The organism is Piscinibacter sp. (assembly GCF_047600445.1).
Lineage (GTDB): Bacteria > Pseudomonadota > Gammaproteobacteria > Burkholderiales > Burkholderiaceae_C > Piscinibacter.
The window spans coordinates 459,725-486,051 of sequence record NZ_JASGKT010000002.1 but is presented as its reverse complement, the minus strand read 5'-3'; the positions used below and the strand labels follow the sequence as shown (position 1 = coordinate 486,051).

At 63.8% G+C, this 26,327-nt stretch carries 20 protein-coding genes; 14 read left to right on the top strand and 6 right to left on the bottom strand.

Going from position 1 to position 26,327, the window contains the following annotated elements; translation table 11 throughout:
- Positions 1-27: 27 nt before the first annotated feature.
- The 5 genes from hemW to QM792_RS06225 all read right to left on the bottom strand — a co-directional run bounded on the left by hemW (position 28) and on the right by QM792_RS06225 (position 4,612).
- Positions 28-1,236, bottom strand: coding sequence for a radical SAM family heme chaperone HemW (hemW, locus tag QM792_RS06245; protein ID WP_415148522.1), 1,209 nt, complete (start codon positions 1,234-1,236; stop codon positions 28-30).
- Positions 1,229-1,858, bottom strand: a complete 630-nt coding sequence (gene rdgB / locus QM792_RS06240; RefSeq protein WP_415151594.1) for an RdgB/HAM1 family non-canonical purine NTP pyrophosphatase — start codon at positions 1,856-1,858, stop codon at positions 1,229-1,231. The genes hemW and rdgB overlap by 8 nt, the downstream gene beginning before the upstream one ends.
- 10 nt (positions 1,859-1,868) lie before the next feature.
- Entirely contained in the window at positions 1,869-2,597 is a 729-nt protein-coding gene (gene rph, locus QM792_RS06235; protein WP_415148521.1) for a ribonuclease PH, read from the bottom strand.
- A 115-nt stretch (positions 2,598-2,712) separates the two neighbouring features.
- Positions 2,713-3,630, bottom strand: coding sequence for a PP2C family protein-serine/threonine phosphatase (locus QM792_RS06230; RefSeq protein ID WP_415148519.1), 918 nt, complete (start codon positions 3,628-3,630; stop codon positions 2,713-2,715).
- A 13-nt stretch (positions 3,631-3,643) separates the two neighbouring features.
- On the bottom strand, positions 3,644-4,612 hold the full coding sequence (locus QM792_RS06225; protein ID WP_374677506.1) for a serine/threonine protein kinase: 969 nt from the start codon (positions 4,610-4,612) through the stop codon (positions 3,644-3,646).
- Between the two features lie 28 nt (positions 4,613-4,640).
- Here QM792_RS06225 and QM792_RS06220 point away from each other — a divergent pair, with 28 nt between their 5' ends.
- From QM792_RS06220 to QM792_RS06205, 4 genes are all read left to right on the top strand, one after another.
- Complete coding sequence (locus tag QM792_RS06220; protein WP_415148518.1) at positions 4,641-5,582, top strand: YicC/YloC family endoribonuclease; 942 nt, start codon at positions 4,641-4,643, stop codon at positions 5,580-5,582.
- A 210-nt stretch (positions 5,583-5,792) separates the two neighbouring features.
- A complete protein-coding gene (locus QM792_RS06215) occupies positions 5,793-7,157 on the top strand; it encodes a tyrosine-type recombinase/integrase (protein ID WP_415148516.1) in 1,365 nt (454 codons plus the stop codon).
- A 126-nt stretch (positions 7,158-7,283) separates the two neighbouring features.
- On the top strand, positions 7,284-7,595 hold the full coding sequence (locus tag QM792_RS06210) for a helix-turn-helix domain-containing protein (RefSeq protein ID WP_094434908.1): 312 nt from the start codon (positions 7,284-7,286) through the stop codon (positions 7,593-7,595).
- A complete protein-coding gene (locus tag QM792_RS06205; protein WP_415148514.1) occupies positions 7,592-8,818 on the top strand; it encodes a type II toxin-antitoxin system HipA family toxin in 1,227 nt (408 codons plus the stop codon). The genes QM792_RS06210 and QM792_RS06205 overlap by 4 nt, the downstream gene beginning before the upstream one ends.
- A 33-nt stretch (positions 8,819-8,851) precedes the next feature.
- On the opposite strand, the gene QM792_RS06200 is transcribed toward QM792_RS06205, so the two are convergent.
- Positions 8,852-10,111 (bottom strand): integrase domain-containing protein, encoded by a 1,260-nt coding sequence (locus QM792_RS06200; protein WP_415148513.1) that lies wholly within the window; start codon positions 10,109-10,111, stop codon positions 8,852-8,854.
- 1,067 nt (positions 10,112-11,178) lie between these two features.
- On the opposite strand from QM792_RS06200, the gene QM792_RS06195 reads away from it, so the two are divergent.
- From QM792_RS06195 to QM792_RS06150, 10 genes are all read left to right on the top strand, one after another.
- On the top strand, positions 11,179-11,706 hold the full coding sequence (locus tag QM792_RS06195) for a hypothetical protein (RefSeq protein WP_415148512.1): 528 nt from the start codon (positions 11,179-11,181) through the stop codon (positions 11,704-11,706).
- 107 nt (positions 11,707-11,813) lie between these two features.
- Positions 11,814-12,929 carry a Fic family protein gene (locus tag QM792_RS06190; RefSeq protein WP_415148510.1) on the top strand — a complete coding sequence of 372 codons (1,116 nt, stop codon included), beginning with the start codon at positions 11,814-11,816 and terminating at the stop codon, positions 12,927-12,929.
- Between the two features lie 120 nt (positions 12,930-13,049).
- Positions 13,050-13,946, top strand: coding sequence for a helix-turn-helix transcriptional regulator (locus QM792_RS06185; RefSeq protein WP_415151593.1), 897 nt, complete (start codon positions 13,050-13,052; stop codon positions 13,944-13,946).
- A gap of 63 nt (positions 13,947-14,009) precedes the next feature.
- Entirely contained in the window at positions 14,010-14,216 is a 207-nt protein-coding gene (locus QM792_RS06180; RefSeq protein WP_415148509.1) for a hypothetical protein, read from the top strand.
- A gap of 33 nt (positions 14,217-14,249) precedes the next feature.
- The gene (locus QM792_RS06175) at positions 14,250-17,804 is read left to right on the top strand and encodes a helicase-related protein (protein ID WP_415148507.1); all 3,555 of its coding nucleotides are present in this window, start codon (positions 14,250-14,252) and stop codon (positions 17,802-17,804) included.
- A 202-nt stretch (positions 17,805-18,006) separates the two neighbouring features.
- Positions 18,007-18,624, top strand: coding sequence for an NYN domain-containing protein (locus tag QM792_RS06170; protein ID WP_415148506.1), 618 nt, complete (start codon positions 18,007-18,009; stop codon positions 18,622-18,624).
- A gap of 2 nt (positions 18,625-18,626) precedes the next feature.
- Positions 18,627-20,270 carry an AAA family ATPase gene (locus tag QM792_RS06165; protein WP_415148505.1) on the top strand — a complete coding sequence of 548 codons (1,644 nt, stop codon included), beginning with the start codon at positions 18,627-18,629 and terminating at the stop codon, positions 20,268-20,270.
- Positions 20,271-20,272: 2 nt separating this feature from the next.
- Complete coding sequence (locus tag QM792_RS06160) at positions 20,273-23,161, top strand: DUF1156 domain-containing protein (RefSeq protein WP_415151592.1); 2,889 nt, start codon at positions 20,273-20,275, stop codon at positions 23,159-23,161.
- 14 nt (positions 23,162-23,175) lie between these two features.
- Positions 23,176-24,636 (top strand): hypothetical protein, encoded by a 1,461-nt coding sequence (locus QM792_RS06155; protein ID WP_415148503.1) that lies wholly within the window; start codon positions 23,176-23,178, stop codon positions 24,634-24,636.
- A gap of 13 nt (positions 24,637-24,649) precedes the next feature.
- Positions 24,650-26,326 carry a hypothetical protein gene (locus QM792_RS06150; RefSeq protein ID WP_415148501.1) on the top strand — a complete coding sequence of 559 codons (1,677 nt, stop codon included), beginning with the start codon at positions 24,650-24,652 and terminating at the stop codon, positions 26,324-26,326.
- The last annotated feature ends 1 nt before the right edge of the window (position 26,327 follow it).

Sequence of the window (26,327 nt, the reverse complement as noted above, 5' to 3'; positions counted from 1 at the left end):
ACACGTTCGAACGAGAATGGCTTCGAGTCAGTCGGCCAGGAACAGCGCCTGCACGTCCGACAGGAAATCGAAGCCGCGCGGCGTCGGGCGCAGCCGGCCGGCGTCGCGCTCGAGCAGGCCGCGGCGCTGCGCCTCGTCCAGCGCCGGCGCGATGGCCGACAGCGGCAGCCCGGTGCGCTCGACGAAGCGCGACAGCTCGAAGCCCTCGCGCAGCCGCAGCGCGTTGAGCATGAACTCGAAGGGCAGCGCGCGGCGCGCGACCTCCTCGTCGTTGGAGATCGCCGCGCCGACCAGCGCCTGGTTCATGTAGGTCACCGGCTCGCGCCAGCGCACCTGGCGCACGACGCGGTGCGGAAAGCTCAGCTTGCCGTGCGCGCCCGCGCCGATGCCGAGGTAGTCGCCGAACTGCCAGTAGTTGAGGTTGTGCACGCAGCGGTGCCCCGGCCTCGCGAAGGCCGAGACCTCGTAGCGCTGCAGGCCGGCCTGCGCGGTGCGCTCGACGATGAGGTCGAGCATCCCGGCGGCGAGGTCGTCGTCGGGCAGGCCGGGCGGCGGCGCGCTGGCGAAGCGCGTGTTCGGCTCGATCGTCAGGTGGTAGATCGACAGGTGCGGCGGCTCGAAGGCCAGCGCCGTGTCCAGCTCGCGCGCCAGATCGGCCGCGGTCTGGCCGGGCAGCGCGTACATCAGGTCGAGGTTGAAGGTCTCGAAGTGGCGCGCGGCCTCGTCCACCGCCGCCCTTGCCTGCGCGGCGTCGTGCACGCGCCCGAGCGCGCGCAGCCGCGCGTCGTCGAAGCTCTGCACGCCGATCGACAGCCGCGTGACGCCGGCTTCGCGGAAGGCGCGGAAGCGGTCGCGCTCGAAGGTGCCGGGGTTGGCCTCCAGCGTGATCTCGGCCATCGGCTCGAGCGGCAGCCGTGCGCGGATGTCGGCGATCAGCGTGGCCACCGCATCGGGCGAGAACAGGCTGGGCGTGCCGCCGCCGATGAACACGCTGACGACGCGCCGGCCCCAGACGAAGGGCAGCGCCGCTTCCAGGTCGGCGCGCAGCGCGTCGAGGTAGCGCGCCTCGGGCGGCGCGCCGCCGTCGCGCCACTCGTGGCTGTTGAAGTCGCAGTAGGGGCACTTCTTCAGGCACCACGGCAGGTGCACGTACAGCGCCAGCGGCGGCAGCGAGGGCAGCGCCAGGGTGCCCAGCCGCGTGTAGCGCGCCAGGCGTTCGCCCTGAGATTCAGCCAAGATGCCAGCTCTCGCGCATCAGCGCGAGCATCTGCGCGGCGGCCAGCGCGCGGTGGCTCCGCGCGTTCTTGGTCGCCGCGTCCAGTTCGGCCACGCTCGTGCCCAGCGCCGGGATGAACATCAGCGGGTCGTAGCCGAAACCGCCCTGGCCGCGCGGCGCGGCGAGGATCTCGCCGCGCCAGCGGCCCACCGCCACCAGCGGCTCGGGGTCGTCGGCCGAGCGGAGGGCCACCAGCGTCGAGACGAACTTCGCGCGCCGGTCGGCCACGCCGTGCAGGCGTTGCAGCAGCAGCGCGTTGTTGGCCGCGTCCTGCACGCCGCGCCGCGCTTCGCGTTCGCCCTCGGGCAGCGCCACGCTGGCGAAATGCGCCGACGCGACGCCCGGCGCGCCGCCGAGCGCATCGACGCACAGCCCGGAGTCGTCGGCGATCGCCGCGCCGCCGCAGGCCCGCGCCGCATGGCGCGCCTTGGCCAGCGCGTTCTCGATGAAGGTGTGGTGCGGCTCCTCGGCCTCGGCGATGCCGAGCGCGCCCTGCGCGACGATCTCCAGCGGCAGCGCGGCGAACAGCGCCTTCAGCTCGGCGAGCTTCTTCGCGTTGTTGGAGGCGAGCACCAGCCGCATGGCCATCGAATCAAGCGGCCAGCGCCGCCTTCTGCGCCGCCACCAGCTCGCGGATGCCCTTGTCGGCCAGCGCGAGCAGTTGCGCCATCTCGGCGTGCGTGAAGGGCGCGCCCTCGGCCGTGCCCTGCACCTCGACGTAGCCGCCCTCGGAGGTCATCACCACGTTCATGTCGGTGTCGCAGGCCGAGTCTTCGACGTATTCCAGGTCGAGCAGCGGCGTACCCTCGACGATGCCCACCGATACCGCGGCGACGAAGCAGCGGATCGGGCTGGCGGCGATCTTCTTTTGCGCCAGCAGCCAGCTCACCGCGTCGTGCGCGGCGACGAAGGCGCCGGTGATCGCCGCCGTGCGCGTGCCGCCGTCGGCCTGCAGCACGTCGCAGTCGAGCGAGATCGTGCGTTCGCCCAGCGCCTTCAGGTCGAACACGCTGCGCATCGAGCGGCCGATCAGGCGCTGGATCTCCTGCGTGCGGCCGCTCTGCTTGCCCTTGGCCGCCTCGCGGTCGGAGCGCGTGTGCGTGGCGCGCGGCAGCATGCCGTATTCGGCCGTCACCCAGCCCTCGCCGGAGCCGCGCTTGTGCGGCGGCACCTTCTCCTCGACCGAGGCGGTGCACAGCACGCGGGTGTCGCCGAAGGTGACCAGCACCGAGCCTTCGGCGTGGCGGGTGAAGCGGCGCGTGAGGGAGACGGGGCGCAGCGCGTCGGCGGCGCGGCCGTGGGTTCGTTGGAAGGCAGTCATGCCGCGATTGTCGCAGTGCTCCGCGGAGAGCGGGCTCGAGCGCCGGGCCGCCCCAGGCCGAGCCCGCGCCCCCACGGGGGGCGGTTCGCCGTACCCGGCGAGCGGGGGTCGTCAATCAGCTTTTCTTCTGCTGCGACGAACGGCGGATCGCCTCGTTGATCTCGCGGATCGAGCGTTCGATCTCGGCGTCGTCCAGTTCGTCGGGCGAGTCGGTGCCCAGCACGCTGGCCTGGATGGTGGAGGCGAACACCTCCTCGCCGAGCGTCTGCGTCGAGATGCCCAGGCCGCTGTCGCTGTCCTCGGCGGCCTCCCATTCGACGGCCAGCACCGAGACGTTGTCGCACTTCGCCCCGCCATTGCGCAGCGCCTGCTCGACCAGCTCGGGCACCGCGTCGGAGATCGCGTTGCGCGAGAGCTGGTCGACGATCTCGGCGTCGGTCACCGTGCCCCACAGGCCGTCGCTGCACAGCAGCAGGCGGTCGCCCGGCTGCAGCATCAGCGGGCCGACGGTGTCGACCACCGGCTTGCCCGGGCTGCCCAGGCAGGTGAACAGCACGTTGCGGTTGAAGCGCTCGCCCATCGGCACGACCTGGCTCATGGTCTCCTGCAGCTCGGAGTACGAGTGGTCGCGCGTGCGGGCGATCAGCTTGTCGCCGCGCACCATGTACAGCCGCGAATCGCCGCAATGCGCCCAGTAGGCCGAGTTGCCCTGCAGCAGGCAGGCGACCACCGTGGTGCGCGGCGTGTCGATCAGCGCCTTCTGCGTGGCGTAGCGCAGCAACTGGTGGTGCCCGGCGATGATGGCCTCGTTGAGGAAGCGCATCGGGTCGGGCAGCGTCGGCTTGGAGTCGCGCTGGAACATCGCCGCCAGCGTCTGCAAGGCGAGCTGCGAGGCGACCTCGCCCTCGGGGTGCCCGCCCATGCCGTCGGCCAGCGCGAACAGGCCGGAATCCCGCGTGTAGCAATAGCCCATGCGGTCTTCGTTCTTCTCGCGGCCGCCCTTGCGGCTCACCTGGTACACCGAGAAACGCATCCGTGCCCCGGGCTCAGGCCTTGGCGCCCGTCGTCAGGTTTTCGATCTGCAGCTTGAGCCGTTCGCTGAAGCTGAGCTTGGTGTAGCGGCGCTCGGTCTCGCGCGCCAGTTCCTTCTGCAGCGCGAAGACGCTCTGCGGGCGGCTCAGCGGGTCGAGCGACATGCACCACTCCGTCACCTCGATCAGGTTGTCGGAGTAGATGTTGCGCAGGCGCGAGAGGCTCAGCGCGAGGCGGTCCTTCTCGATGCGCTGCGGCGCGTCGTTGGGCGGGTAGCCCTGCATGCAGGCGTAGATGCACGCGCCGATGGCGTAGATGTCGGTCCAGGGGCCGAGCGTGCCGTCGCGCCGGTACATCTCGGGCGCCGCGAAGCCCGGCGTGTACATCGGGCGGATGAAGTTGCCTTCCTTGCTCAGCACCTCGCGCGCCGCGCCGAAGTCGAGCAGCACCGCCTTGTTGTCGTTGGTAATGAAGATGTTGGCCGGCTTGATGTCCAGGTGCAGCATCTTGTGCTGGTGCACGATGCGCAGGCCGCGCAGGATCTCGTCGAACAGCGAGCGGATCGTGCTCTCGCGGAACACCTTGTCGCGCTTCAGGTCGCGCGCGGTGACGATGAAGTCCTGCAGCGTGTCGCCCTGCAGGTAGTTCATCACCATGTAGACGGTCTCGTTCTCGCGGAAGAAGTTCAGCACCGAGACCACGCTCGGGTGGCTGATCTGCGCGAGCGAGCGCCCTTCCTCGAAGAAGCTCTTCAGGCCGAGGCGGTACAGCGGCTGCTTCTCGGGCTTGACCTTGGGCGTCAGCTCGCCCGGCGAACGCTCCGCCAGCGAGGACGGCAGGTACTCCTTGAGCGCCACCAGGTGTCGATCACTGTCTTCGGCCAGGTAGACGACGCCGAACCCGCCGGCCGCCAGCTTCTTGATGACCTGATAGCCGCCCACCACCGTGCCGGAAGGCAAAGGTGCTGGTTTGGGCTTTGACATAATCGAATTTTTCGAGGGAAAAAGGCGAATGGCAGTCTACAGCATGACCGGCTACGCCAGCGCCAGCGCGAGCCCCGCGGCCCCGGGCGATGCGGCCGGAAGTGCGCAAACCGACACGCCGCGCGCGCCTTCGGCGGGCGCATCGGTGAGCGTGGAGTTGCGCAGCGTGAACAGCCGCTTCCTCGACCTCGTGCTGCGCCTGCCCGACGAATTCCGCGCCCTCGAGCCGGCCTTGCGTGACCTGGTTGGCGGCGCGTTCCGGCGCGGCAAGATCGAACTGCGACTGAATGCACAGATCGACGCCGGCAGCGCCTGGCCGCAGCCCCAGCCCGAGCAGTTGAACCGCCTGGCGCGCCTGGAAAGCACCGTGCAGGGCTGGATGCCGAAGGCTGCGCCGCTGTCGGTCGACGAGATCCTGCAATGGTGCCGCAGCGGCAGCGCCGCGCCCAAGCTCGACGAGGCCGCGCTCGACGCGGCCCGGCGCTGCATCGCCGGGCTGCGCGAGGCGCGCGCGCGCGAGGGCGCGCGGCTGGCGGCCATCCTGATGGAGCGCGTGCAGCGCCTGCGCGAACTGGCCGCGCAGGCCGAGCCGCTGGTGCCGGCGGTGGTGCAGCGCCAGCAGCAGCGCTTCGTCGAGCGCTGGCAGGAGGCGCTGGCCGTGGTCGACGCCGCCGCCAGCGTGCCGCGCGAAGCCTTGCAGGAGCGCGCGATCAACGAAGCCGCGGCCTTCGCGATCCGCATCGACGTCGCCGAGGAGCTGGCGCGCCTGCGCGCCCACCTCGACGAGATCGAACGGCTGCTGAAGGCCGGCGGCGAGGCCGGCAAGCGGCTCGACTTCCTGATCCAGGAACTGCTGCGCGAGGCCAACACGCTGGCCTCCAAGGCCGCCTCGCTCGAACTCACGAACATCTCGGTGGAGATGAAGGTGGCGATAGAGCAGTTGAGGGAGCAGGTGCAGAACATCGAGTGAGGTTTCAGGACGGCACATGCCACCCGAAAACCCCTTGAAAATCAGTTGGTTAGCGTGGCAATGGGTGTCATGAGGTAGCAGACGATTTCAGCGTAGCGCACGATTTCTGTGGGGGAAATCGTGGGGGAAATTTGCTTCCCCATGGTTTCGGGGGCAGCGCCCGAACTTTTCCCCCACAGATTCCTCGTGAATCGCTGTGGAGATCGCGCTATGACTGAGACTGAACGCGTCACCGACAAGACGCTGCGAGCCTGGCTCAACACCGGCCCCGTTGACCGGGGCATTGGCAACGGCCTGACCTTCGTGGCCACCACCGCCAGTGCACTGAGGGGTCGGGCCTCATGGGTTCTTCGCTACCGCTTCGGCGGCGTTGCCCGAGAGAAAGTGCTCGGCCGCTACCCCGACCTGTCGCTCAAGGACGCCCGCGAAGCGGCTCGACTGAACCGGGCACGCATCCAGCAGGGCGTGGACGTGGCCGCCGAGAAGCGCGCCGAACGGCTCAAGGCCCAGGAGCAGACCACTGTGGCCGCCCTCGCCCAGGCATGGTACGACCGCCACATCGCCAAGGCCTACAAGCACCCCGAGGTCGTTCTGCGCGTCGTCCGTCGCCATATCGAGCCCGTGGTCGGCAAGCTGGGCGTGGCGGAGGTGCGGCCGCTGCACATCGACAAAGTGCTCACCCGCATCCTCGATGCAGGCGCGCCGACCGTCGCCAACGATGCGCTGCGCTACCTCTTCCGCATGTTTCACTTCGCCGTGAAGCGCCGCTGGATCGATGCCAACCCAGTCTCCGGCTTCGAGATTTCCGACGCAGGTGGCACCGAGGCGTCGCGGCAGCGCTGGCTGAACTGCGACGAACTCACAGCACTCGCCAAGACCATGCAGGACACGCCCAACTTCGGCCGCCAGAATGAACTGGCCGTGTGGCTTCTGCTCGCGCTGTGCGTGCGCAAGATGGAGCTGCTGTCGGCCCGGTGGAGCGAGTTCGACCTGAAGCGCGGCGTCTGGTCGCTGCATCCATCGCGCACGAAGATGAACCAGTCCATCGACATCCCGCTCGCGGCGCCGGTCCTGCGGTGGCTGGAGGAGGTCCAGGTGTTCTCCTGCAACAGCGAATACCTGTTCCCGGCGCGCCGGCTGATCCACATGAAAGGCGGCGTGCCGAGGCGGAACCGCTTCGGCCACATCAGCCCGGACACGCTGAACGTCGCGCTGCGCCGGCTGCCGCTGGACGACATCGAGCACTTCACCGTGCATGACATGCGCCGCACGGCCCGCACCCACATGGCCGCGCTGGGCGTGAACCGCTTCGTCGCCGAGCGGGCGCTGAACCACAAGGTGCGCGATGTCGAGGGCGTCTACAACCAGTACGACTACTTCGAGGAGCGCAAGGTGGCGTTGGAAAGATGGGCGAAGTGGCTGGCTGCGATAGAAGAAGCGCGCAACGGCGGTGCGGCGAGCACGCAAGCCAGCGAAGACGCCATGGCGGCACTGGCGAAGCAGGCCCAGGAACTGGGCATGGGCTACGAGCGAAGCGGTCGCCGCTCGAGCGCAGATGACACGCACTCCCCATGAGGTGCGGCTGCTTCAGCCCGCTGCCCTGCGGGCAATCACTGTGCAACATGCCGCTTGGCGGCAGAACCATATAAAGACCACTAGAATGACTCTTACTAAGGATTTGTTGAAATAAAAGACAGAATAATGTCATTAAATCTAGCACCGTCTAGCGAAATCCTCCAGGTACTGGGCCAACGTGTGCGTGCGCAACGGTTGGCTCAGGGATTGCCCCAGCGCGAGCTGGCGCAGATGGCTGGCCTCTCGTTGGGCGCACTGCGCAAGCTGGAAAGCAGCGGCCAGTCTTCGCTGGAAACCCTGGTTCGCGCGGTGCAGGCGCTCGGGCTGGTCAATGAGCTGGAGGATCTGTTCGTGCTCAAGCGCCAGTCCATCGCTCAGATGGAAAAAGCCGAAGCGGCTACCCAACGGCAGCGAGCCCGCCGCCGGAGCAGCACATGAAGCGCCTGGCCGTCCACTACTGCGGCTGGGGCGAGGACTGGCCACTGGGCTTGCTCGCCGACGATGGCACCACGCTGCTGTTCGAATATGCGCCCGAGGCGCTGGCGCAAGGGCTGGAACTGTCGCCGCTGCACCTCAAGCTGCGTGCCACCGCCTATGGCGGCTTTCCACCGCACCTGCTCCGCCTGCCAGGCCTGATCGCCGACAGCCTGCCCGATGGCTGGGGCCTGCTGCTGATGGACCGGTTGTTCCGTCAGCAGGGTTTGCGCCATCCCGGGCCACTGGATCGCCTGGCCTTCATTGGGGATCGCGCCATGGGCGCCCTGCGCTTCGTGCCGGCTGCAGAGCCTGATGCCGAGGAGCCAGACTGGAACCTGTTGGCCTTGGCCAAAGAAAGCGAGCGCGCCCTGGCCGGTGAGGCAGGAGCCGCCTTGCGCGAACTGGCGCTGACGGGAGGCTCCCCGCAAGGCGCACGGCCCAAGGCGCTGGTGCAGTACGACACAAGGTCGGGCCACGTCAGCACGCGCGGCGACGCACCAGGCTCCCCGTGGCTGGTGAAGTTCCCCGCCCAGGGCGAGCACAAGGAGGTCTGCGCCATCGAGCAGATGTATGCCGAACTGGCCCGCGATTGCGGACTGGAGGTGCCAGCCAGCGCATGGTTCGATCTGTCGTCCAAGCTGGCCGCCTTCGGCGTGGCGCGTTTCGATCGCGAACAGGGCTTGCGCGTTCCGATCCACAGCCTGGCGGGCCTGCTGCAGGTGGACTTCCGCCTGCCCGGCAGCGCGGGCTACACCGCCCTCCTGCGGGCCACACGCCTGCTGACCCGCGACGAGCGCGAGGTGGAGAAGGCCTACGCCCGGGCCGTCTTCAACGTGCTGTTCCACAACCGCGACGACCATCCGAAGAACTTCGCCTGGCGCCTCGGACAGGACCGGCGCTGGCGGCTGGCCCAAGCCTTCGACTTGACCTTCAGCGAAGGCCCCATGGGCCATCACCACATGGACGTCTGCGGCGAAGGCAATGCAGTGAAACGCAGCCATCTGCTGCGCCTGGCCTCGGAGGGGGGTGTGGCGACGAAGGCGGCCGAGGCCGCCATCGATCGGATGGCGACGCAGGCGGCGACCTTCTCTCAACGTGCGGCGTCATATCCGATCCGCCGAACGACGGTGCAGCGGATGAAAGCATCGATCCACAACTGCCAAGAGAAACTCATGCGAGGTTGATGAATGTCGACGGCAGCTCCGGACACAGAGTAGTCAGGCGCCTACAGGTGAAGCATCTTCGTCCGGTAGCTCTGCTTGCTCGTCATGCTGGCGACGATGCAGGACGGCCCCAAGGTACGCCCCGGAGGCGCGAGTGCGATGGTGCCCTGCCAGGTGCGCTGTCGACTGCCTCGCCACGGCGTCCAGTTCCACCCCTGCTTCACCACCGCGCACGGGTGGCGCCACCCCGCCGGTCTGTTCGATGTAGTGCTCGATCAAAGCCTGGTGGCGTAGGCCATGTGCCGTCACTCCCAGTTTTTTGCTCGTAATGCCGAAGCGCGCCATCACGTAGTCGAAGCGCCGCAGGTTTTCCACGAGACCACGGTCTGGGTTACCCATGTGAGCGTTCGGCCCCTGTGCGACGCTTTGCGCAAACTGCAACGCTTCGATGCGCTGCAGCGAATCCAGCGGCACGAAGCGCGGCCGGCCGCCCTTGGCACCCTGCTGGATCCAAACGTATTCGTCGGCCTGCCGCTGCTCGACGGGCAGTCCTGTCGCCGCGAACGCCACGACGCAGCCGTGGGGCCTCAGCATCACCGCTTCCTTGCGCCGCAAACCCATCGTTCGAATGAGCCGCAGCGATGCGCCGACATAGGGGTCATAGGCACACACGCGCCCTATCACCGCATCGATGTCGACACCCGCGGCACTCCAACTCTTGTCGTGCTGGGCGCACTCATGGCGTTGGTACTCTGCGAGCGTCAGGCCATAGCGATCCGGCTTTAGGATGAACCCAGGCTTGCCCAGCCATAGCGCCAGTCCGCGCAGGAAGCTCAGGTAGGTCTGGATGGTGGCGGGTGCGAGTCGTTCACGCTGCCAGACAGTCACCATGGCATGGATGTGCTTCTGCCCCAGGTTGCGCGGATCTGGCAGCGTCTTGAACCCGGCCTTGAGGCGCAAGTCGCGAAAGAAGCGCCGCAGGAAGTCGGCACGCTCCTGGCGCGTCTTGTGCGAGACGGTCTTTTTCAGTGCGGTGTGCTGGGCGTTAAACAGCTCGATCAACACTTCGAGCACACGCATCGGGTCGGCTTTGCCGGGGCGGTAGCGATCGAGCACCTGCTGGGGTGGCTCATATCGGGTGTGGCGCGCTGTATCGATGCCGCCCTGGCGGCGGCGATTGGAGTTCGAAGCGGAAAAGGTGGCCATGGCCATCTCCTGTGAAGAAGCCGCGCGCCGTCCCGGCGGCGCGCAGCGGTTGAAAGAGGTGGAATCGATCGAATCCATGGGCAGCGCGGATTCCGTCGCGATGTCCATGCGTGGTCGGGTCATTTCGGCGAGGCACCCGACCACGGCGGTGCCTTGCCTACCCAGGTGTTCGCCGACATCACGCCACTTGCGCGACGGCCGGCTCGGTCGGTCTTAAAAATGAAACAGAGTGATCCAACCCGGTGGCGCATTTCTGCGTCTGCCGGGCGTTGTGATGCCGTCCTGCCTCGCAGGGCACGGACGACATCGGCGCGAAGGTCTGGCCTTCAACGCGATGGAATGGATCGGTTCTCGAAACGCAGCGTCATCCACCTGCAGGGATCCGCCCCTCGACCGAAAGTCCAGGGCAGTGCCAGGTTCACGAGCGGGCGCACACGGGGAGCCCATGAGGGCAAGCACAGCCGTGTGCTGCGCGAATGCGCGTGCTCGAAAGGATGACGGACTCGGTGGCTCGGCATCGGGTGCCGGTCAGCGAACAGTCAGGCACATGACACGTTCTCGGGGAACGACCGGCAACAAAGCGCCGGCAGGACATGTGCCGCTCTACGTTGAAAACAACGCCGGGCATGGTCTCGGAGGATCATGCCGCACCAGACTCAGAGGCCAGGCAATGGGAAGGCGGGTAACGACCGCAACGCCTTTCGCTCCGCGATGGAGCAGGCCAGGAGGCCTCGGGAGACTGCAGTTGACATCGGCGGCAGACGAACGTCAACAACTCATCGACGCACGCCCCTGCAATGCCCCGAAATGGCGGCCGTTTCGGGTGGCGCTCGCAACTGAAACGACGGGGACAAATATCTTCCGAAAGCGTGCGCCGCCGAGTCAGCAACAGGGCTTGACTCCCATTGTTGTGGCCTCTGGTTTCGAGCCCACTCGGGAACGCTTGGGCCCAGATCGACTTCCCCACCTGGAGAGCATCTGAAGGGCAACTCGAATGCCACTTTTTCGGAAACCATGCATGCTGTCGGATCCGAAATTCTCACTGCAATGTCACGGTCGTCAGGACGCAGTGGCACTGGGGAGTCACCAGCAGGAAGCTCACACGGCTCGTCGCGGTAGTTGACGAATCACACGGCCATGAGAGCTTGTGCTCATTTCAGCAAGCGGAGCCCGAAATGAGCCAGTTCTGGTATATCACCGGCCAATTGACCGAAGTGCAGCGCTACATCAATGTCCCCATGCGCTGGTGCGAGCAGTATCCCGCGCGCGAACGGCGGGAGTTCTGGCTGGCCCGGACCGATGGCGTCGACCAGGACGTGAAGCTCGTGGTCCACAGCCGCTCGATGCCGGCACGGCGCGGGCACGAGGTCTGTGTGCTGCTGTTCAGGGGACTGGTTGTGGGCCTGGTGAACCTGAACACAGGCCGGCAGGTCAACTTCATCCGCGCCGATCCGCCGCTGCTGCTGCGCCGCTGCGACGGGCTCGTGTCGGTTGGCATCATCGCCTCGGGCGCCGCCCTGGCCCTCGGCTGGGATGTGCTGGCCCTGGTGGTGGCCGTGCCCCTCGGGGTGCTGTACTTGCCCGTACAGGTGATCCGACGGCTGCTCGGGCGAACCTGGCTGCGCGGACAAGTGGATCGTGGCCTGGAGAAGGCGTTGACAGCGGTATCCGCCGAGCCACCGCGGCTGCGACGAATCAAGTAGCGAAGCGCAGCGGAATCGCCGCCCCGTGCGGTGATTGCAGACCTCTTTCACCGCATGAATTGCGGCATTCACTTGCCCATGCGGTGAATTGGGCATCTAATCTCCGCATGCATAGCGGAGAAAATACCTACATCTGGCAGTCCGGCGACTGGCCCCAGTGGCGCTACGACCTGCCTGCATTGGCCCAAGCGCTGGCCGAGGTCAGCCGCGCCCAGGGCATGCTGCTGGGTCGTCTGGCCGACGTCGGGCTGACGCTGCGCGACCAGGCCAGCCTGGCGGCGCTGACGGACGATGTGGTCAAGACCAGCGAGATCGAAGGCGAGCTGCTGGACGTCGCCTCCGTCCGCTCGTCCATCGCCCGCCGCCTGGGCATGGACATCGGCGCCCTGGCGCCAGTTGATCGACATGTCGAGGGCGTGGTTGAGATGGTGCTCGACGCCACCTCGCGCAGCACCAAGCCTTTGACGGCCGAGCGCCTGTTCGGCTGGCATGCCGCCCTGTTCCCGACGGGCTACTCTGGCCTCGCCAAGATCACCGTGGGCCAATGGCGCGATGACGCGGCCGGCCCGATGCAGGTCGTGTCCGACCCGATGAACCGTCGCAAGGTTCACTTTCAGGCGCCCCCCGCAGACGTGCTGCCGGCTGAGATGGCACGTTTCCTGACATGGGCCAACGATGAAACTGGCGACCCCGCCCTCATCAAGGCCGGGCTGGCCCACCTCTGGTTTGTCACCCTGCACCCCTTCGACGACGGCAATGGCCGCATCGCGCGCGCCGTGGGCGATCTGTTCCTGGCGCGTACCGATGGCGCCGAGCAGCGCTTCTACAGCCTGTCGGCGCAGATCCAGCGCGAGCGCAAGGCCTACTACGACATCCTCGAACGCACCCAGAAGGGCTCGCTGGACGTCACCGAGTGGCTGGCCTGGCTCCTCGGCACGCTGGGCCGAGCCGTCGCCAGCGCCCAGACCACGCTCGACGGCGTGCTGGCCAAGGCTCGGTTCTGGCAGCGCTGGGCCGGCACGCCGATGAACGAGCGCCAGATCAAGCTCCTCAATCGCCTGCTCGACGGCTTCGACGGCAAGCTCACCAGCAGCAAGTGGGCCGCCATCGGCAAGTGCTCGCCGGATACGGCGCTGCGCGATATCAACCAGTTGCTCATTCTGGGAGTGCTGCGCAGAGCACCTGGCGGTGGACGTAGTACCAGCTACGAGCTAGCAACTTAGCTAGCCCCAATATTCAACATCATCATCATCATTTTGATGATGATGTTGAATATTGATCAAATCAATATTCGTTGTATTAAGATGCTGACATCGGTAGCCGTGAACTACCAGGAAAAATCGATGGCCAGCAACCAACTTACCGATCTCACTCAGACGCAGCGCGACCGCCTTGCATTCGTCGAACTGCGCCTGCGCTTCATGGGTGAGATCCGGCGTCAGGACCTGGTTTCCCGCTTCGACATCCAAACGGCGGCGGCCACGCGGGACATTGCCCAGTACAAGGATCTGGCCCCGGGCAACATGGAGTACGACACCAAGGGCAAGGTCTACGTGCGCGCCGCGTGGTTCCGGCCCCTGTTCGAATTCCCGGTCGAGCGCGTCCTCACATGGCTGTCCCAAGCCTACGGCGACGCCGAGCCTGCCCGCTTTCGGGGCATCGTCGCCACCGAGGGCACCGGCCTGCCGGGCAGGGTCGATCTAGAACTGCTCTCGACGCTGACGCGCGCCATCCACCGTGGCGCAGCCGTCAAGATTTCCTACCGTGCCCTGTCCAGTGGTCTCACCACGCGCGAGATCGTGCCCTTCGCGCTGGCAGACAGCGGCCTGCGCTGGCACCTGCGGGCCTTCGACCGGCGCAGCGGTGAGTTCCGCGACTTCGTGCTGGGCCGCTTCGACGACGCCAGCATTCTGCCGGGCGAAGTCGCCGACCACGAAACGCCCGCTCAGGACATCCAGTGGAACCGCATCACCGAGCTGGAACTCGTCCCGCATCCGGCCAACGTGCAGCACCCCGACACCATCGAAGCCGAGTACGGCATGGAAGGCGGCGTGCTGAAGATGCGCACGCGCGCGGCGATGGCGGGCTACCTGCTGCGCCGCTGGAACGTGGACTGCACCGACGACCATAGCCTCAAGGGCGGCGAATACCACCTGTGGCTGCGCAACCGGCAGGCGCTCTACGGCGTCACCAACCTCGTCCTCGCGCCGGGCTACGGCGAAGGCAGCAAGGAATGGTGACGAACATGGCCCTCTGCTTCACGTCCGTCCCCAAGCACTTTCACGACCGAAAGGAGTTCCATCATGGCTAAGTCGCCCTCCAACCACGGCAAGCAATGGTCGCCTGCCGACGTTTCGCAGCTCAAGCAGCTCGCCAAGCAGAACACGCCCACGCGCGTCATCGGCCTGAAGATGGGCCGCACGGAAGACGCGGTGCGCGCCAAGGCGAGCGAAAACGATGTCTCGCTCAAGCCAACTAACCAGTCGCCCTACAACCGGCGCAAGCCCTGAGCGGCACCCGGAACGAAGACGAAGGGGCGCGCCGTGCTGAAGCTCGAACAGATCCAGAAGAACGCAGCCATCTCGGGCTTGGAGCCCGGGCAGGTGGTGCGCATCGTCACGACCGAGCCTGTCGGCGACAACGCCCTCACCGTTTACTACAAGACCGCCGACGGCACGCTGCGCGAGCGGATGCTGTTCCGCACGGACGAAGCCAACCTGTCGCTGGCCGAGTCGGGCCGCCCGTGGGCCTTCGATGCGCCAGGCGACGCCTTCAAGCTCGCCGCCGAGGCCTACCGGATCAATCTGGCCCACCTGTTCGATCCGATGATGGCCGTCCACACCTCGAACGTGGAACCGCTGCCGCACCAGATCACGGCGGTCTATGAATCCATGCTGCCGCGCCAGCCGCTGCGCTACGTGCTGGCCGACGACCCCGGCGCGGGCAAGACCATCATGGCGGGCCTGTTCATCCGCGAACTGCTGATGCGCGCCGACGCCAAGCGCGTGCTTATCGTCGCGCCTGGCTCGCTGGTCGAGCAATGGCAGGACGAAATGTTCGAGAAGTTCGGCCTGTCGTTCACGCTGTTCTCGCGCGAGCAGGTCGAGCAGTCCCGCAGCGGCAATCCCTTCGACGACTTCGACCTGCTGGTCGCCCGTGTCGATCAACTGGCGCGCTCCGAAGACCTGCAAGAAAAGCTCAGGCTCACGCAGTGGGATCTGGTCGTCGTCGATGAAGCCCACAAGCTCTCGGCCAGCTACTTCGGCAACAAGGTCAACAAGACCAAGCGCTTCCTGCTTGGCGAAACGCTGGGAGCCATCACCCGCCACTTTCTGCTGATGACGGCCACGCCCCACAACGGCAAGGAGGAGGACTTCCAGCTCTTCATGTCGCTGCTGGATGCAGACCGCTTCTACGGCAAGTTCCGCGATGGCGCACACAAGGTCGACGTGGCAGACCTGATGCGCCGCATGGTCAAGGAAGACATGCTGCGCTTCGACGGCACGCGCCTGTTTCCCGAACGGCGCGCGTACACCGTCAACTACAAGCTCTCCGATCCGGAAGCCGCCTTGTACGCAGCAGTCACGGACTACGTGAAGACCGAGTTCGCCCGTGCTGACCAACTGGCTGATGGTGGCCGCAAAGGCACAGTCGGTTTTGCCTTGACCGCGCTGCAACGGCGGCTTGCCTCCAGCCCCGAGGCCATCTACCAGTCGCTCAAGCGCCGCCGCAACAAGCTCAAGCGCCGTGTCGAGGACGAAAAACTGCGCCAGCGTGGTCAGGCACTGGCAGAGACATTGAATGGCAGCAACGGCCTGCCCGAGGACATCTGGGACTCTGCCGATGACCTTCCCTCCGAGGACTATGAAGCGCTGGAGGAACGGTTGGTCGATCAGGCCACTGCCTCCCAGACCATCCCAGAACTCGAAGCCGAAATCATCATCCTCGAAGGGCTGGAAGAACAGGCCCGGCAGGTCGTGCATTCCGGCCAAGACCGCAAGTGGGACGAACTCTCCCGCCTGCTGCAAGACACGCCGGAGATGCACGACCCTCATCACAATGGTGGCGGGCGGCAGCGCAAGCTCATCATCTTCACCGAGCACCGTGACACGCTGAACTACCTCGCGGTCAAGATTCGCGGCCTCATCGGCAGCGAGGAAGCCGTGGTGATGATCCACGGCGGTGTCAAGCGCGAGGAACGGCGCAAGGTGCAGGAACTGTTCCGCAACGACCCGACCGCGCGCGTGCTCCTCGCCACCGACGCGGCGGGCGAAGGCGTGAACCTGCAAAACGCCAACCTGATGGTCAACTACGACCTGCCGTGGAACCCCAACCGGCTGGAGCAACGCTTCGGCCGCATCCACCGCATCGGCCAGACCGAGGTCTGCCACCTCTGGAACATGGTCGCCTCCGAAACCCGCGAGGGCGACGTCTTCCAGCGCCTGTTCGAGAAGCTCGAAGTCGAGCGCGCGGCGCTGGGCGGGCGCGTGTTCGACATCCTCGGCGAGATGTTCGAGGAGAAAAGCCTCAAGGACTTGCTGATCGAGGCCATCCGCTACGGGGCCGACCCGGAGGTGCGCGCTCGCCTGCTCAGGAAGATCGAAGGCGCGCTCGACACCGATCACCTCGAAAACATCATCAAGCGCAACGCCCTGTGCGAAGAGGTGATGGACGAGAAGCGCCTGTTCGCCGTCAAGGAGGAAATGGAGAAGGCCGAGGCCCGCAAGCTCCAGCCCTTCTTCATCCGCGCCTTCTTCAATCAAGCCTTCGCGTCCTTGGGCGGCGAGTTGCGGTCACGCGAGCCGGGCCGCTACGAGATCACCAACGTCCCCGCCATCATCCGCGAGCGCGACCGCCAAATCACGGGCGGGGATCGCCGCAACGCCGACCCCGTGCTGCGCCGCTACGAGCGCGTCTGCTTCGAGAAGCAGTACGTGCGCTTGACCGACCGTGTGGGCGCGCCGATGGCCAGCCTGCTGCATCCGGGCCACCCCCTGATGCAGTCGGTCACCGACATCGTGCTGGAGCAGCACCGCAACAAGTTGAAGCAAGGCGCGGTGCTGGTCGATCCGAGCGATTTGGGTGTTACGCCCAAGGTCATGTTCATCATCGATCACCGGGTTTTGGAAGGCCAAGACCCCAACCGCGTCGCCTCCCGCCGCATGCAGTTCGTCGAGATCGACGCCGCAGGCAACACCGTCAACGCGGGCTGGGCACCGCATCTGGACTTGGAGCCGCTCGACGCTTCCGACATGGCGCTGATCCAAGACGTGCTGGCCTCGCCGTGGATCGCCAAAGATCTGGAGCACGCGGCGCTCGCCCACGCGGGCAGCCACCTCGTGCCCGAACACTTCGACGAAGTGCGCTCGCGGCGCGAGAAGTCCGTGGACAAGACCCTGGCCGCCGTCCATGAGCGGCTGGTCAAGGAGATCAACTTCTGGTCAGACCGCTACATCAAGCTGCAAGACGACATGGCAGCAGGCAAGGACGTGCGCCTGACGCTGGAGAATGTCCGCCGCACCATCGACGACCTGACGGCACGCCGCCAGTCGCGCGAGAAGGAACTGCTGGCCATGCGCCATGTGGTCTCGGCCACGCCGGTCGTGCTGGGCGGCGCGCTCGTCATCCCGGCGGGCCTGCTGATGCAGCGCAAGGGCATCCCCGCCGAACAGGGCGGCTGGTCGGCGGACGCCGCCGCCCGCGCCCGTGTCGAGCAGATGGCCATGCGCGCAGTCATGGAGGCCGAGCGCGCGCTGGGCCATGACGTGATCGACGTCTCGGCGCAGAAGTGCGGCTGGGACGTGACCAGCCAGCCCAAGCCCGTGGATGGCCGCCTGACGACCACGCGCCACATCGAGGTGAAGGGCCGCGCCAAGGGCCAGTCCACCATCACGGTCACCCGCAACGAAATCCTCTACGGCCTGAACCAAGCGGACAAGTTCATCCTTGCCGTCGTGCTGGTGGACGGCAACAACCACGAAGGCCCGTTCTACGTGCGCCAGCCCTTCACGCAGGAGCCGGACTGGGCGGAAACCAGCAAGAACCTCGATCTGGGCCAGTTGCTGGCCAAGGCCGTCGCGCCGGGGGCTTTGCTGTGATGACCGTCCAGACCCGCCAAGAGAAACGCCTCTACATGGGAAGCGTTGGGCCACAGATGCGATCTGCGGTGGGGCTGGAACCAACCCCACAAAGAGAAACGCCCCTTGCGGGGCGTCGGGCCGGAGATGCTATCTCCGGGGGGGTTAGTGGAGTGCATTCTATCACCTTTGCGCCACATGGCAAGCGGCTGGAGGTTCGCCCGTGACCCGCGTCATTGCCTACATCGACGGCTTCAACCTCTACTTCGGGTTGAAGCAGGCTCGCTTCAAACGCTATTACTGGCTGGACGTGGCTGCGCTGTCGCGCACGCTGCTCAGGCCAGGCCAGGAACTGGCGGGAACGCACTACTTCTCTGCCCGCATCCGCGACAACGGCCGCAACGCGGCTGACCAGAAGCGGCAGAACGACTACCTGGAAGCACTGGCGCTGCAAGGCGTGCAGTGCCAGTTCGGCCATTACCTTGAAAAGCTCCGCGAATGCCGTGCGTGCCACGCCACCTGGCCGGACTACGAAGAAAAGATGACCGACGTCAACATCGCCATCCAGTTGATGACGGACGCCTTCGACGATGCTTTCGATGTGGCCCTGGTCATCTCGGGCGACAGCGACCTCACCACACCCATCCGCCGCGTGCGCGAACGCTTCCCCGCCAAGCGCGTCATCGTCGCATTCCCGCCGCACCGCCACTCCAAGTCGCTCAAGCAACACGCCAACGGCCACCTTGCCATCAGCGAAAACAAGCTGCGCGCCAGCCAGTTACCCGATCAGGTCGTCAAGCCCGATGGCTTCGTGCTGCATCGACCGGCCCACTGGAAATAGCCATGAAACTCGAAAACATCCACATCCGGGACTTCAAACGGTTTGCCGATCTTTCGATCACCGGCCTGCTTGCCACTACCAAGCTGGTTTTGCTGACTGGCCCGAATGGGAGTGGCAAGACATCGTTGTTTGAAGCATTCAATTTTTGGATAAACCATGCGAAGCAAGCCATAAATTACGAGCCGGAATACTATGAGCGCGGTCTACCCACTCACGGAAATCACGACTGGAGTGCGGTGTTGCAACGTATTCAGCTCAAGTTTCACGGCGACTCCGTTCAGCTCCCACAAGCGCAAAACAGAAAAGACTTCTACATCCGATCGGCATATCGCCACGAAGCCGATTTCACGACCAATGGACTTGGAAACGCAGATGACATCTTGAACGACTCCCGCCGCCCACAACGGCTGATTCAGCAGGAGCAGCGAGTATCCGAAAACTATCAACGCATGGTTGCGGAAGCAGTCAGGGCACTCTACTCCGACGATGTCGCGACGCAACAGAAAAAGGTCGCTGAACTCGCCAATGAATTGATTGGTGAAGTGCGCGTTGCTATGACCAAGGTTTTTGGTGACTTGGTTCTGGAAGGCCCCGGCAATCCTCTCACCAACGGCACATTCAAATTTAAGAAGGGGACCGTTTCCGGTTTTCACTACAAAAACCTGTCCGGTGGAGAAAAGGCGGCATTCGATCTTCTGCTGGATTTCATCGTCAAGCGCAAAGCGTTCAACGACACGGTGTATTGCATCGACGAACCCGAACTTCATATGCACACGCGCCTGCAGGCCAGGCTGCTCGAAGTCATGTTCGACCTAATTCCTGATAACTGCCAGCTTTGGCTCTCCACCCATTCCATTGGCATGGCGCGTAAAGCGGCGGAACTCAATACCGCTAATCCGGGGCAGGTCGCCTTCATCGATTTTCACGATCAGAACTTCGATCTGCCAGTAAAGCTACAGCCGATTCAGCCGAACCGCCGGTTTTGGCAGCAGATGTTTCATACTGCGCTGGATGACCTAGCCAAGTTGGTCGTTCCCGAATATGTCGTTTTTTGTGAAGGCAGAAAAATTGGCCAGCCAGGGAAGAAGCCAAGTTTTGATGTTGCCGTGTATCAGAAAATCTTTAGTCCGTGGCATCCGGAAGTTGAGTTTTTGCCTTTGGGCGGCGGCAATGAGGTAAAAATCGATGGGAAGGCATTTTCCTACCTGCTGACCAAGCTGGCGCCAGGAATGAAGACCTGGAAAGTCTTCGACAAGGATGACCGCAATGGAATCGAAATAGAAGAACTGCGACAAGAAGACATTCATGTTCTTTCTCGGCGTGATATAGAGAGTTTTCTTTGGGATGACGAGGTGCTGGAAAGGCTTTGTGGGCTCCACGGTAAACCTGATGCCATTGAAGAAATCAAACAGAAAAAGCAACAACAGTTGCAAACGCTGCCGGGACGTGGCAAGCCGAGCGATGATGTAAAGGCAATCACGGATAGCCTATATACCGAGATCAAGCAACTGCTTGGATTGAATGGATATGGCAATTCAGCGGAAGCCTTTTCGATCGAGCATCTTGCTCCATTGATTCAGCCTGGAATGGCTGTCTATGAAGAACTGGCTGCAGCCGTGTTGGCCCCCTTGAGAAAGCAGAATTAATGATGGCTCAGATAAAAACCCCAAAAAAACTCATCGAAGTCGCCCTGCCGCTCGATGCCATCAACGCCGCTGCCGCACGCGAGAAATCCATCCGCCACGGCCACCCCAGTACGCTGCACCTGTGGTGGGCGCGGCGTCCGCTGGCGGCGGCGCGGGCGGTCATCTTCGCGCAGATGGTCAACGACCCCGGCTACCAGCAGGGTGGTGGCTTCCGATACGGCGTCAACAAGGAAAAAGCGCAGGCGGAGCGTGAGCGCCTGTTCAAGATCATCGAAGACTTGGTGCAGTGGGAGAACACCAACAACCAGGAAGTACTGGAACGTGCTCGCGCCGAAATCCGACGCTCGTGGCGCGAGGTCTGCGAACTGAACAGGGCGCATCCGCAGGCCGCCGAACTGTTCAACCCCGACAAGCTGCCCGCCTTCCACGACCCCTTCGCAGGTGGCGGCGCGTTGCCTCTGGAAGCGCAGCGCCTTGGGCTGGAGAGCTATGCCTCCGACCTCAACCCCGTGGCCGTCACCATCAACAAGGCCATGATCGAAATCCCGCCGCGCTTCGCCGGCCGCGCACCGGTCGGGCCGCGCGTGCCGGGCGACAAGCAGGGCAAGTTGAGCGAAGACTGGTCGGGCGCGAAGGGGCTGGCCGAGGACGTACGCCGCTACGGCGCGTGGATGCGCGCGGAGGCTAAAAAGCGCATCGGTCATCTGTATCCACAGATCGAGATCACCGCCGAGATCCTGAAGGAGCGTCCTGATCTCAAGCCGCTGCTCGGCCAGAAGCTCACCGTCATCGCATGGCTGTGGGCGCGCACGGTGAAAAGCCCGAACCCGGCGTTCAGCCATGTGGATGTGCCACTGGCCTCCACCTTCATCCTCAGCAGCAAGGAAGGCAAGGAAAGCTGGGTGCAGCCTGTGGTGGACGGTGACAGCTATCGCTTCACGGTGAAGATCGGTGCGCCACCGGAAGCAGCGAAGAACGGAACCAAACTGGCGCGCGGCGCGAACTTTCGATGCCTGCTGTCTGATTCGCCCATCGAGCCGAATTACATCAAGTCCGAGGGCGTTGCCGGGCGCATGGGCGCGAAGCTCATGGCCATCGTCGCCGAAGGCAAGCAGGGCCGCGTCTATCTCGCGCCGACCGATGCGCATGAAGCCATTGCGCGGCAAGCGCAGCCCGAGTGGAAGCCGGAGACGGCACTGCCCGACGACCCGCGCAATTTCTGGACGATCAGTTACGGTCTGACGAAGTACGGCGACCTCTTCACCCCGCGCCAACTGGTGGCGCTGACCACGTTCTCGGACTTGGTGGGCGAGGCCATCGCCAAGGTCAAGGCCGACGCCATTGCCGCCGGACTGCGCGACGACGACGAACCTCTCTCCCAAACCGGCGCGGGCGCGACGGCGTATGCCGAGGCGGTGGGGGTGTATTTGGCGTTTGGCGTAGTGCGCAGCTCCGACTTTTGGTCGAACCTCTGCGTGTGGGCCAATCAACCTAAGAACGAATTGGTTGCGCACCTGTTCGGGCGGCAGGCCATCCCAATGGCGTGGGACTTTGCGGAAGCCAATCCATTCAGCGAGTCTGGCGGCAACTTTGAAGGGAACTTAACCTATGTCGCAAAGGGCATTGACAAGTTGCCCGGTACTACTCGTAGCTACGCCGTTCAAGCTGATGCACAAACGCAGTCAGTCAGCTTGAACAAGGTTCTTTCAACCGACCCCCCGTACTACGACAACATCGGCTACGCGGATTTGTCGGACTACTTTTATATCTGGCATCGTCGTTCGTTGAGGCAGATCTATCCCGATCTATTCGCTACTGTCGCTGTACCCAAGGCCGAAGAACTTGTCGCTACTCCCTATCGTCACGGCAGCAAGGAAAAGGCCGAGCTATTTTTCCTCGACGGCATGACCGAGGCGCTGCGCAATCTGGCGAAGCAGGTGAATCCGGCTTTCCCGGTCACCATCTACTACGCTTTCAAGCAGAGCGAGACCACTGAAACTGCGGGTACATCGAACACGGGATGGGACACCTTTCTTGAAGCGGTACTTCGTGCCGGTTTCAGCATTCACGGCACTTGGCCAATGCGGACTGAGCGCACAACTGGAATCAAGGGAAATCAGAACTCCTTGGCCTCCAGCATCGTCCTCGTCTGCCGCCAACGCCCTGCCGACGCACTCACGGTCAGCCGCCGCGAATTCATCCGCGAACTCAATGCCGTGCTGCCCGAGGCGCTGGACGAGATGACGCGCGGCGGCGTCAATTCGCCGGTCGCGCCGGTGGACTTGTCGCAAGCCATCATCGGCCCCGGCATGGCCATCTTCAGCCAATACGCCGCCGTGTTGGAAGCCGACGGCACGCCGATGAGCGTGCGCACCGCGCTGCAACTAATCAACCGCTTCCTCGCCGAAGACGACTTCGACCACGACACGCAGTTCTGCCTGCACTGGTTCGAGCAGCAAGGCTGGGCCACTGGCAAATATGGTGACGCCGATGTACTGGCCCGCGCCAAGGGCACCAGCGTCGGCGGCCTGCAAGCCAGTGGCGTGGTGGCGTCCAGCAAGGGCGATCTGCGCCTGCTCAAGTGGGCCGAGCTGCCACGCGACTGGCAGCCGGAGCACGACGCGCGGCTGCCGGTGTGGGAGGCGCTGCACCAACTGATCCGCGCCTTGAACCAAGACGGCGAATCCGGTGCAGGTAGCCTGCTGGCCCGTATGCCCGCCCGCGCCGAACCCATCCGCGCGCTGGCCTACCGCCTCTACACCTTGTGCGAACGCAAGGGCTGGGCGGAAGAAGCGCGCGCTTACAACGAGCTGGTGACGGCCTGGGTAGCTATCGAATCAGAAGCTGCTAGCGCAGGTGTGGTGGGCGCTCAGGGCAGTTTTGACCTTTGAATGGAGGTGTTGTCATGACCGCTGATGCACCCAGCACTGCCGAATCTCTATCAGCTTTTGCCAATGCGGCCACGCCTCCGGCAGAGCGCCGGGTCGCATTGACCGCATTGATCACAGCCAAGGTGTTGCCCAAGCAAGCTGACGACCCCGCCGTTGCAGATGGCCGCTCGCGCTTACTGGCGCAGGTTTTTGCATTGAACGCTGCGCCAGAGCATCGACTGCTGTCCATCGCGGAGTGCATACGCCTTGGGCAAGTGGTCAAACGATGGGCTCCAGAGATTGCCGAACAGTTGCGCCCCGCGTTTGCGAATGAGCTGCCTTCGATGCAACTGCTAAATGAAGCCGATGACCGTCTGAATCTGGCCAGAGCCTGCGCGCTGATGTCTGCTTCCTGGTTGCCCGCCTATCTGGCAAGAGCGATTGCAGAGGAGGAGACGGGCGAGAAGGCACGCGGGGAGGTGATGGCCGCTCTACTGGCGCGCTCACCTGATCTCGCAACAGCGTTGCGGCAGCTAGCAAGCGCATTCCAGGCCTTACGGCCTAATACCGAAGAGCCGGGCGAAACAGTAGCGAGGCGGCTGGCTCGCACCTTGGTCGCTCTGCGCAGTGCCCTTCTGGAAGTAGAACTGGAAGCTGGCGACGAGCCGGGAAAGGCTTTGTACGAGATGCTGGCTTTGCCTTTGTCTGCTCTAGGCAAGCCGCAGACCGAAAAGGTGCAGCTCGATTTGGTGCGCGAGGCTTTGCTGACGGTGCATGACATCGTTCGCACACGCATCTCAGTGGTTGCCGACCCTCAGATGTACAGCGTGGTTGCCTACTGCCGCAGATTGCTTGGCAGTACGTCCTGGCCCAAAGACTTGACCAGCCCGCTCGAGCGGTTGATTACGGATGTCTCGGAGGCACTGATTTTGTTGGGCCGCCAAGGTCAATGCGACCAGACATTGCTCGGCCAGTTGGATGTTCTGTGCAGTCACCCAGAACGCGCCCGTGCCTTGGCACGTGATCTTGCCAAGAAGCATCCTGAATTGCCCGAAGACGTGCGGGACTGGTTGGAGCGAGGGCGCATACGCGCCGTTCGTCCAGCCAGTGAGTCTGCTATTGAAGCAGCAGCCAGCAATGCCGATGAAAGTATCGGTCTGGCCTTGCAAGCGGCCCGGCGAGCCAGAGCCATGCGAGACAACTTGCATGAACCATTGCTGGCCAACCTGGAAATCTACGAACCTGCTATGGCTCCCGCCGCACGAGATCTGCTGGATCGCATACAGACCTTGGCCGTACAGGTCGAACAGACGGCAAGCCTGCGAGCACTGGATTTGTACGGAGTTCCGGGTGAAGAAATCGAAATGTCGCCCAAGTTCTTCACGGTCTTGGGCGGTGCGCCGAGACAGCGCATGCTGGTCAAGCAGCCCGCCATCGTTCGCAAGCGATCTGATGGCGGTGTTGGTGATGTGGTGGCAAAGGGAATCGTCGAGTAACTGAGAGGACACAATGGATAAGAAAACCGCAGCCATTTTGATGGCGAGCTTGCTAGAGCGCATCGAGCGCGATCAAGCCATTGGTGCAGCCTCGTCACACGAGCGGCAGGCGCTACGCCTCGCCGTACAGGCGCTTGGTGGAGAAGACGCGCCCGTATCACCCACACCGCCGGTGCATTTACCCCCCGCCCCGGCGCCCATCGTTGCCGACGCCTCCGCAGAGTCGCCTCGCATTGCCCTTGTGCTTTCGTCCATCCAGCAGGAAGAAAGAACCGCACCAGATGTACTGATGTGCTTGGACTTCGGGACCGCCATGTCCAAAGCCTTTGCGTCGATCTTCCCTGACCAGCATTTGGACCTGGCGTTAGGCCTTGCAGCAGGCAAGGAGGGTTACGCTCTACCGTCTTCGGTATTCATTGCTGACGACTACAAAGCCTATTTCGGCTTTGAAGCCATTGAAATGAGCCAAGGTCTGGAGAACTCTGGCAGGGAGCGGCTGGATTCCATCAAAGGGTGGATCAGTCTTCAGCAAGAAGGCTCTCTCGACGGGGACGCAAACGTCTTATCGAAAGCAATGAATCCTTCGGGTGTCAAGTTGACCCAGGGAGATTTGCTGCGCATCTACTTGGCTTACTTCACTGACGTTGCAGAACACGCGTTAAAAGAGCACGTTGCCGAACCAAGGTATGTGAAGCGCCGCTACGCCCGTCCATGTTGGCCAGACAGCAAGGCCCAGTGGGGCAACAGTTTGATGCGCCGGATGTTGGCTGAGGCACAGGTGCTTGCTGACACATTCAGTGGTCGCTGGGCAGGTGGGATCAATATTGCAGAACTCAAAGCAGCCGTTGAACAAGTCAAGAAGCTCGAAAAACGCCCGGATTACCTGATCGATGAAGGCGTGCCAGAACCTGTGGCTGTTGCCGCAGGCGCAATTGCCGATAGCGAAAACATGCGTGATGCGTTCATGGTTGTGGACGTAGGTGCTGGCACGACAGACTTTGGTCTTTTTGTCTCAACTCGAAAATCAGAAGAGGATGAGCCTCGCGTATTCCAGAACTCGAATTCCATTCAAGGCCTGATGCAGGCCGGTGACAAGGTTGATGGGCTGCTTCGTGGATTCATTGCACACAAAGAATCCATCGATCCGAGTGATAACTCAGGAAAGCTCATCCTTGCCGACTTGTCGAGAAGAATTCGGAGCCTTAAAGAAGTATTGTTCAAAACCGGAACTTTGGAATACACGCTGTCAGATGACACCGTCGGAAAAATCATGCTCGAAGATTTTCTCGCCGACCCCAAGGTCATCCGGTTTGGTCAAGCAGTAGAAGATGGTTTCAAGAAAGCACTCGGCGCGGTTGATCAGTCATGGCTGCGTTGGCTGGCGATGGATGGAGTGCGTCTGCATGTGGTGCTAACGGGTGGCAGCTCTCCGTTGCCAATGATGCAAGCCTTGGGCAATGGCCTCATCGAGGTCAATGGGCATCGAATCATGCGGCAGTCCGTTGACCCCAGTCCTAGCTGGATGGATGACATGCCCGATGAATTGTTAACTGTGTACCCCCAACTGGCAGTGGCCATCGGAGGTGCGGCCGAAACCATGCCCGAGACAAATGACGCGCCACTTGTATTTGGTGGTGGCGTGCGGGCACCCAGCTATGTTGCCGGCAATATTCATGTCGGAGGGAAATAAC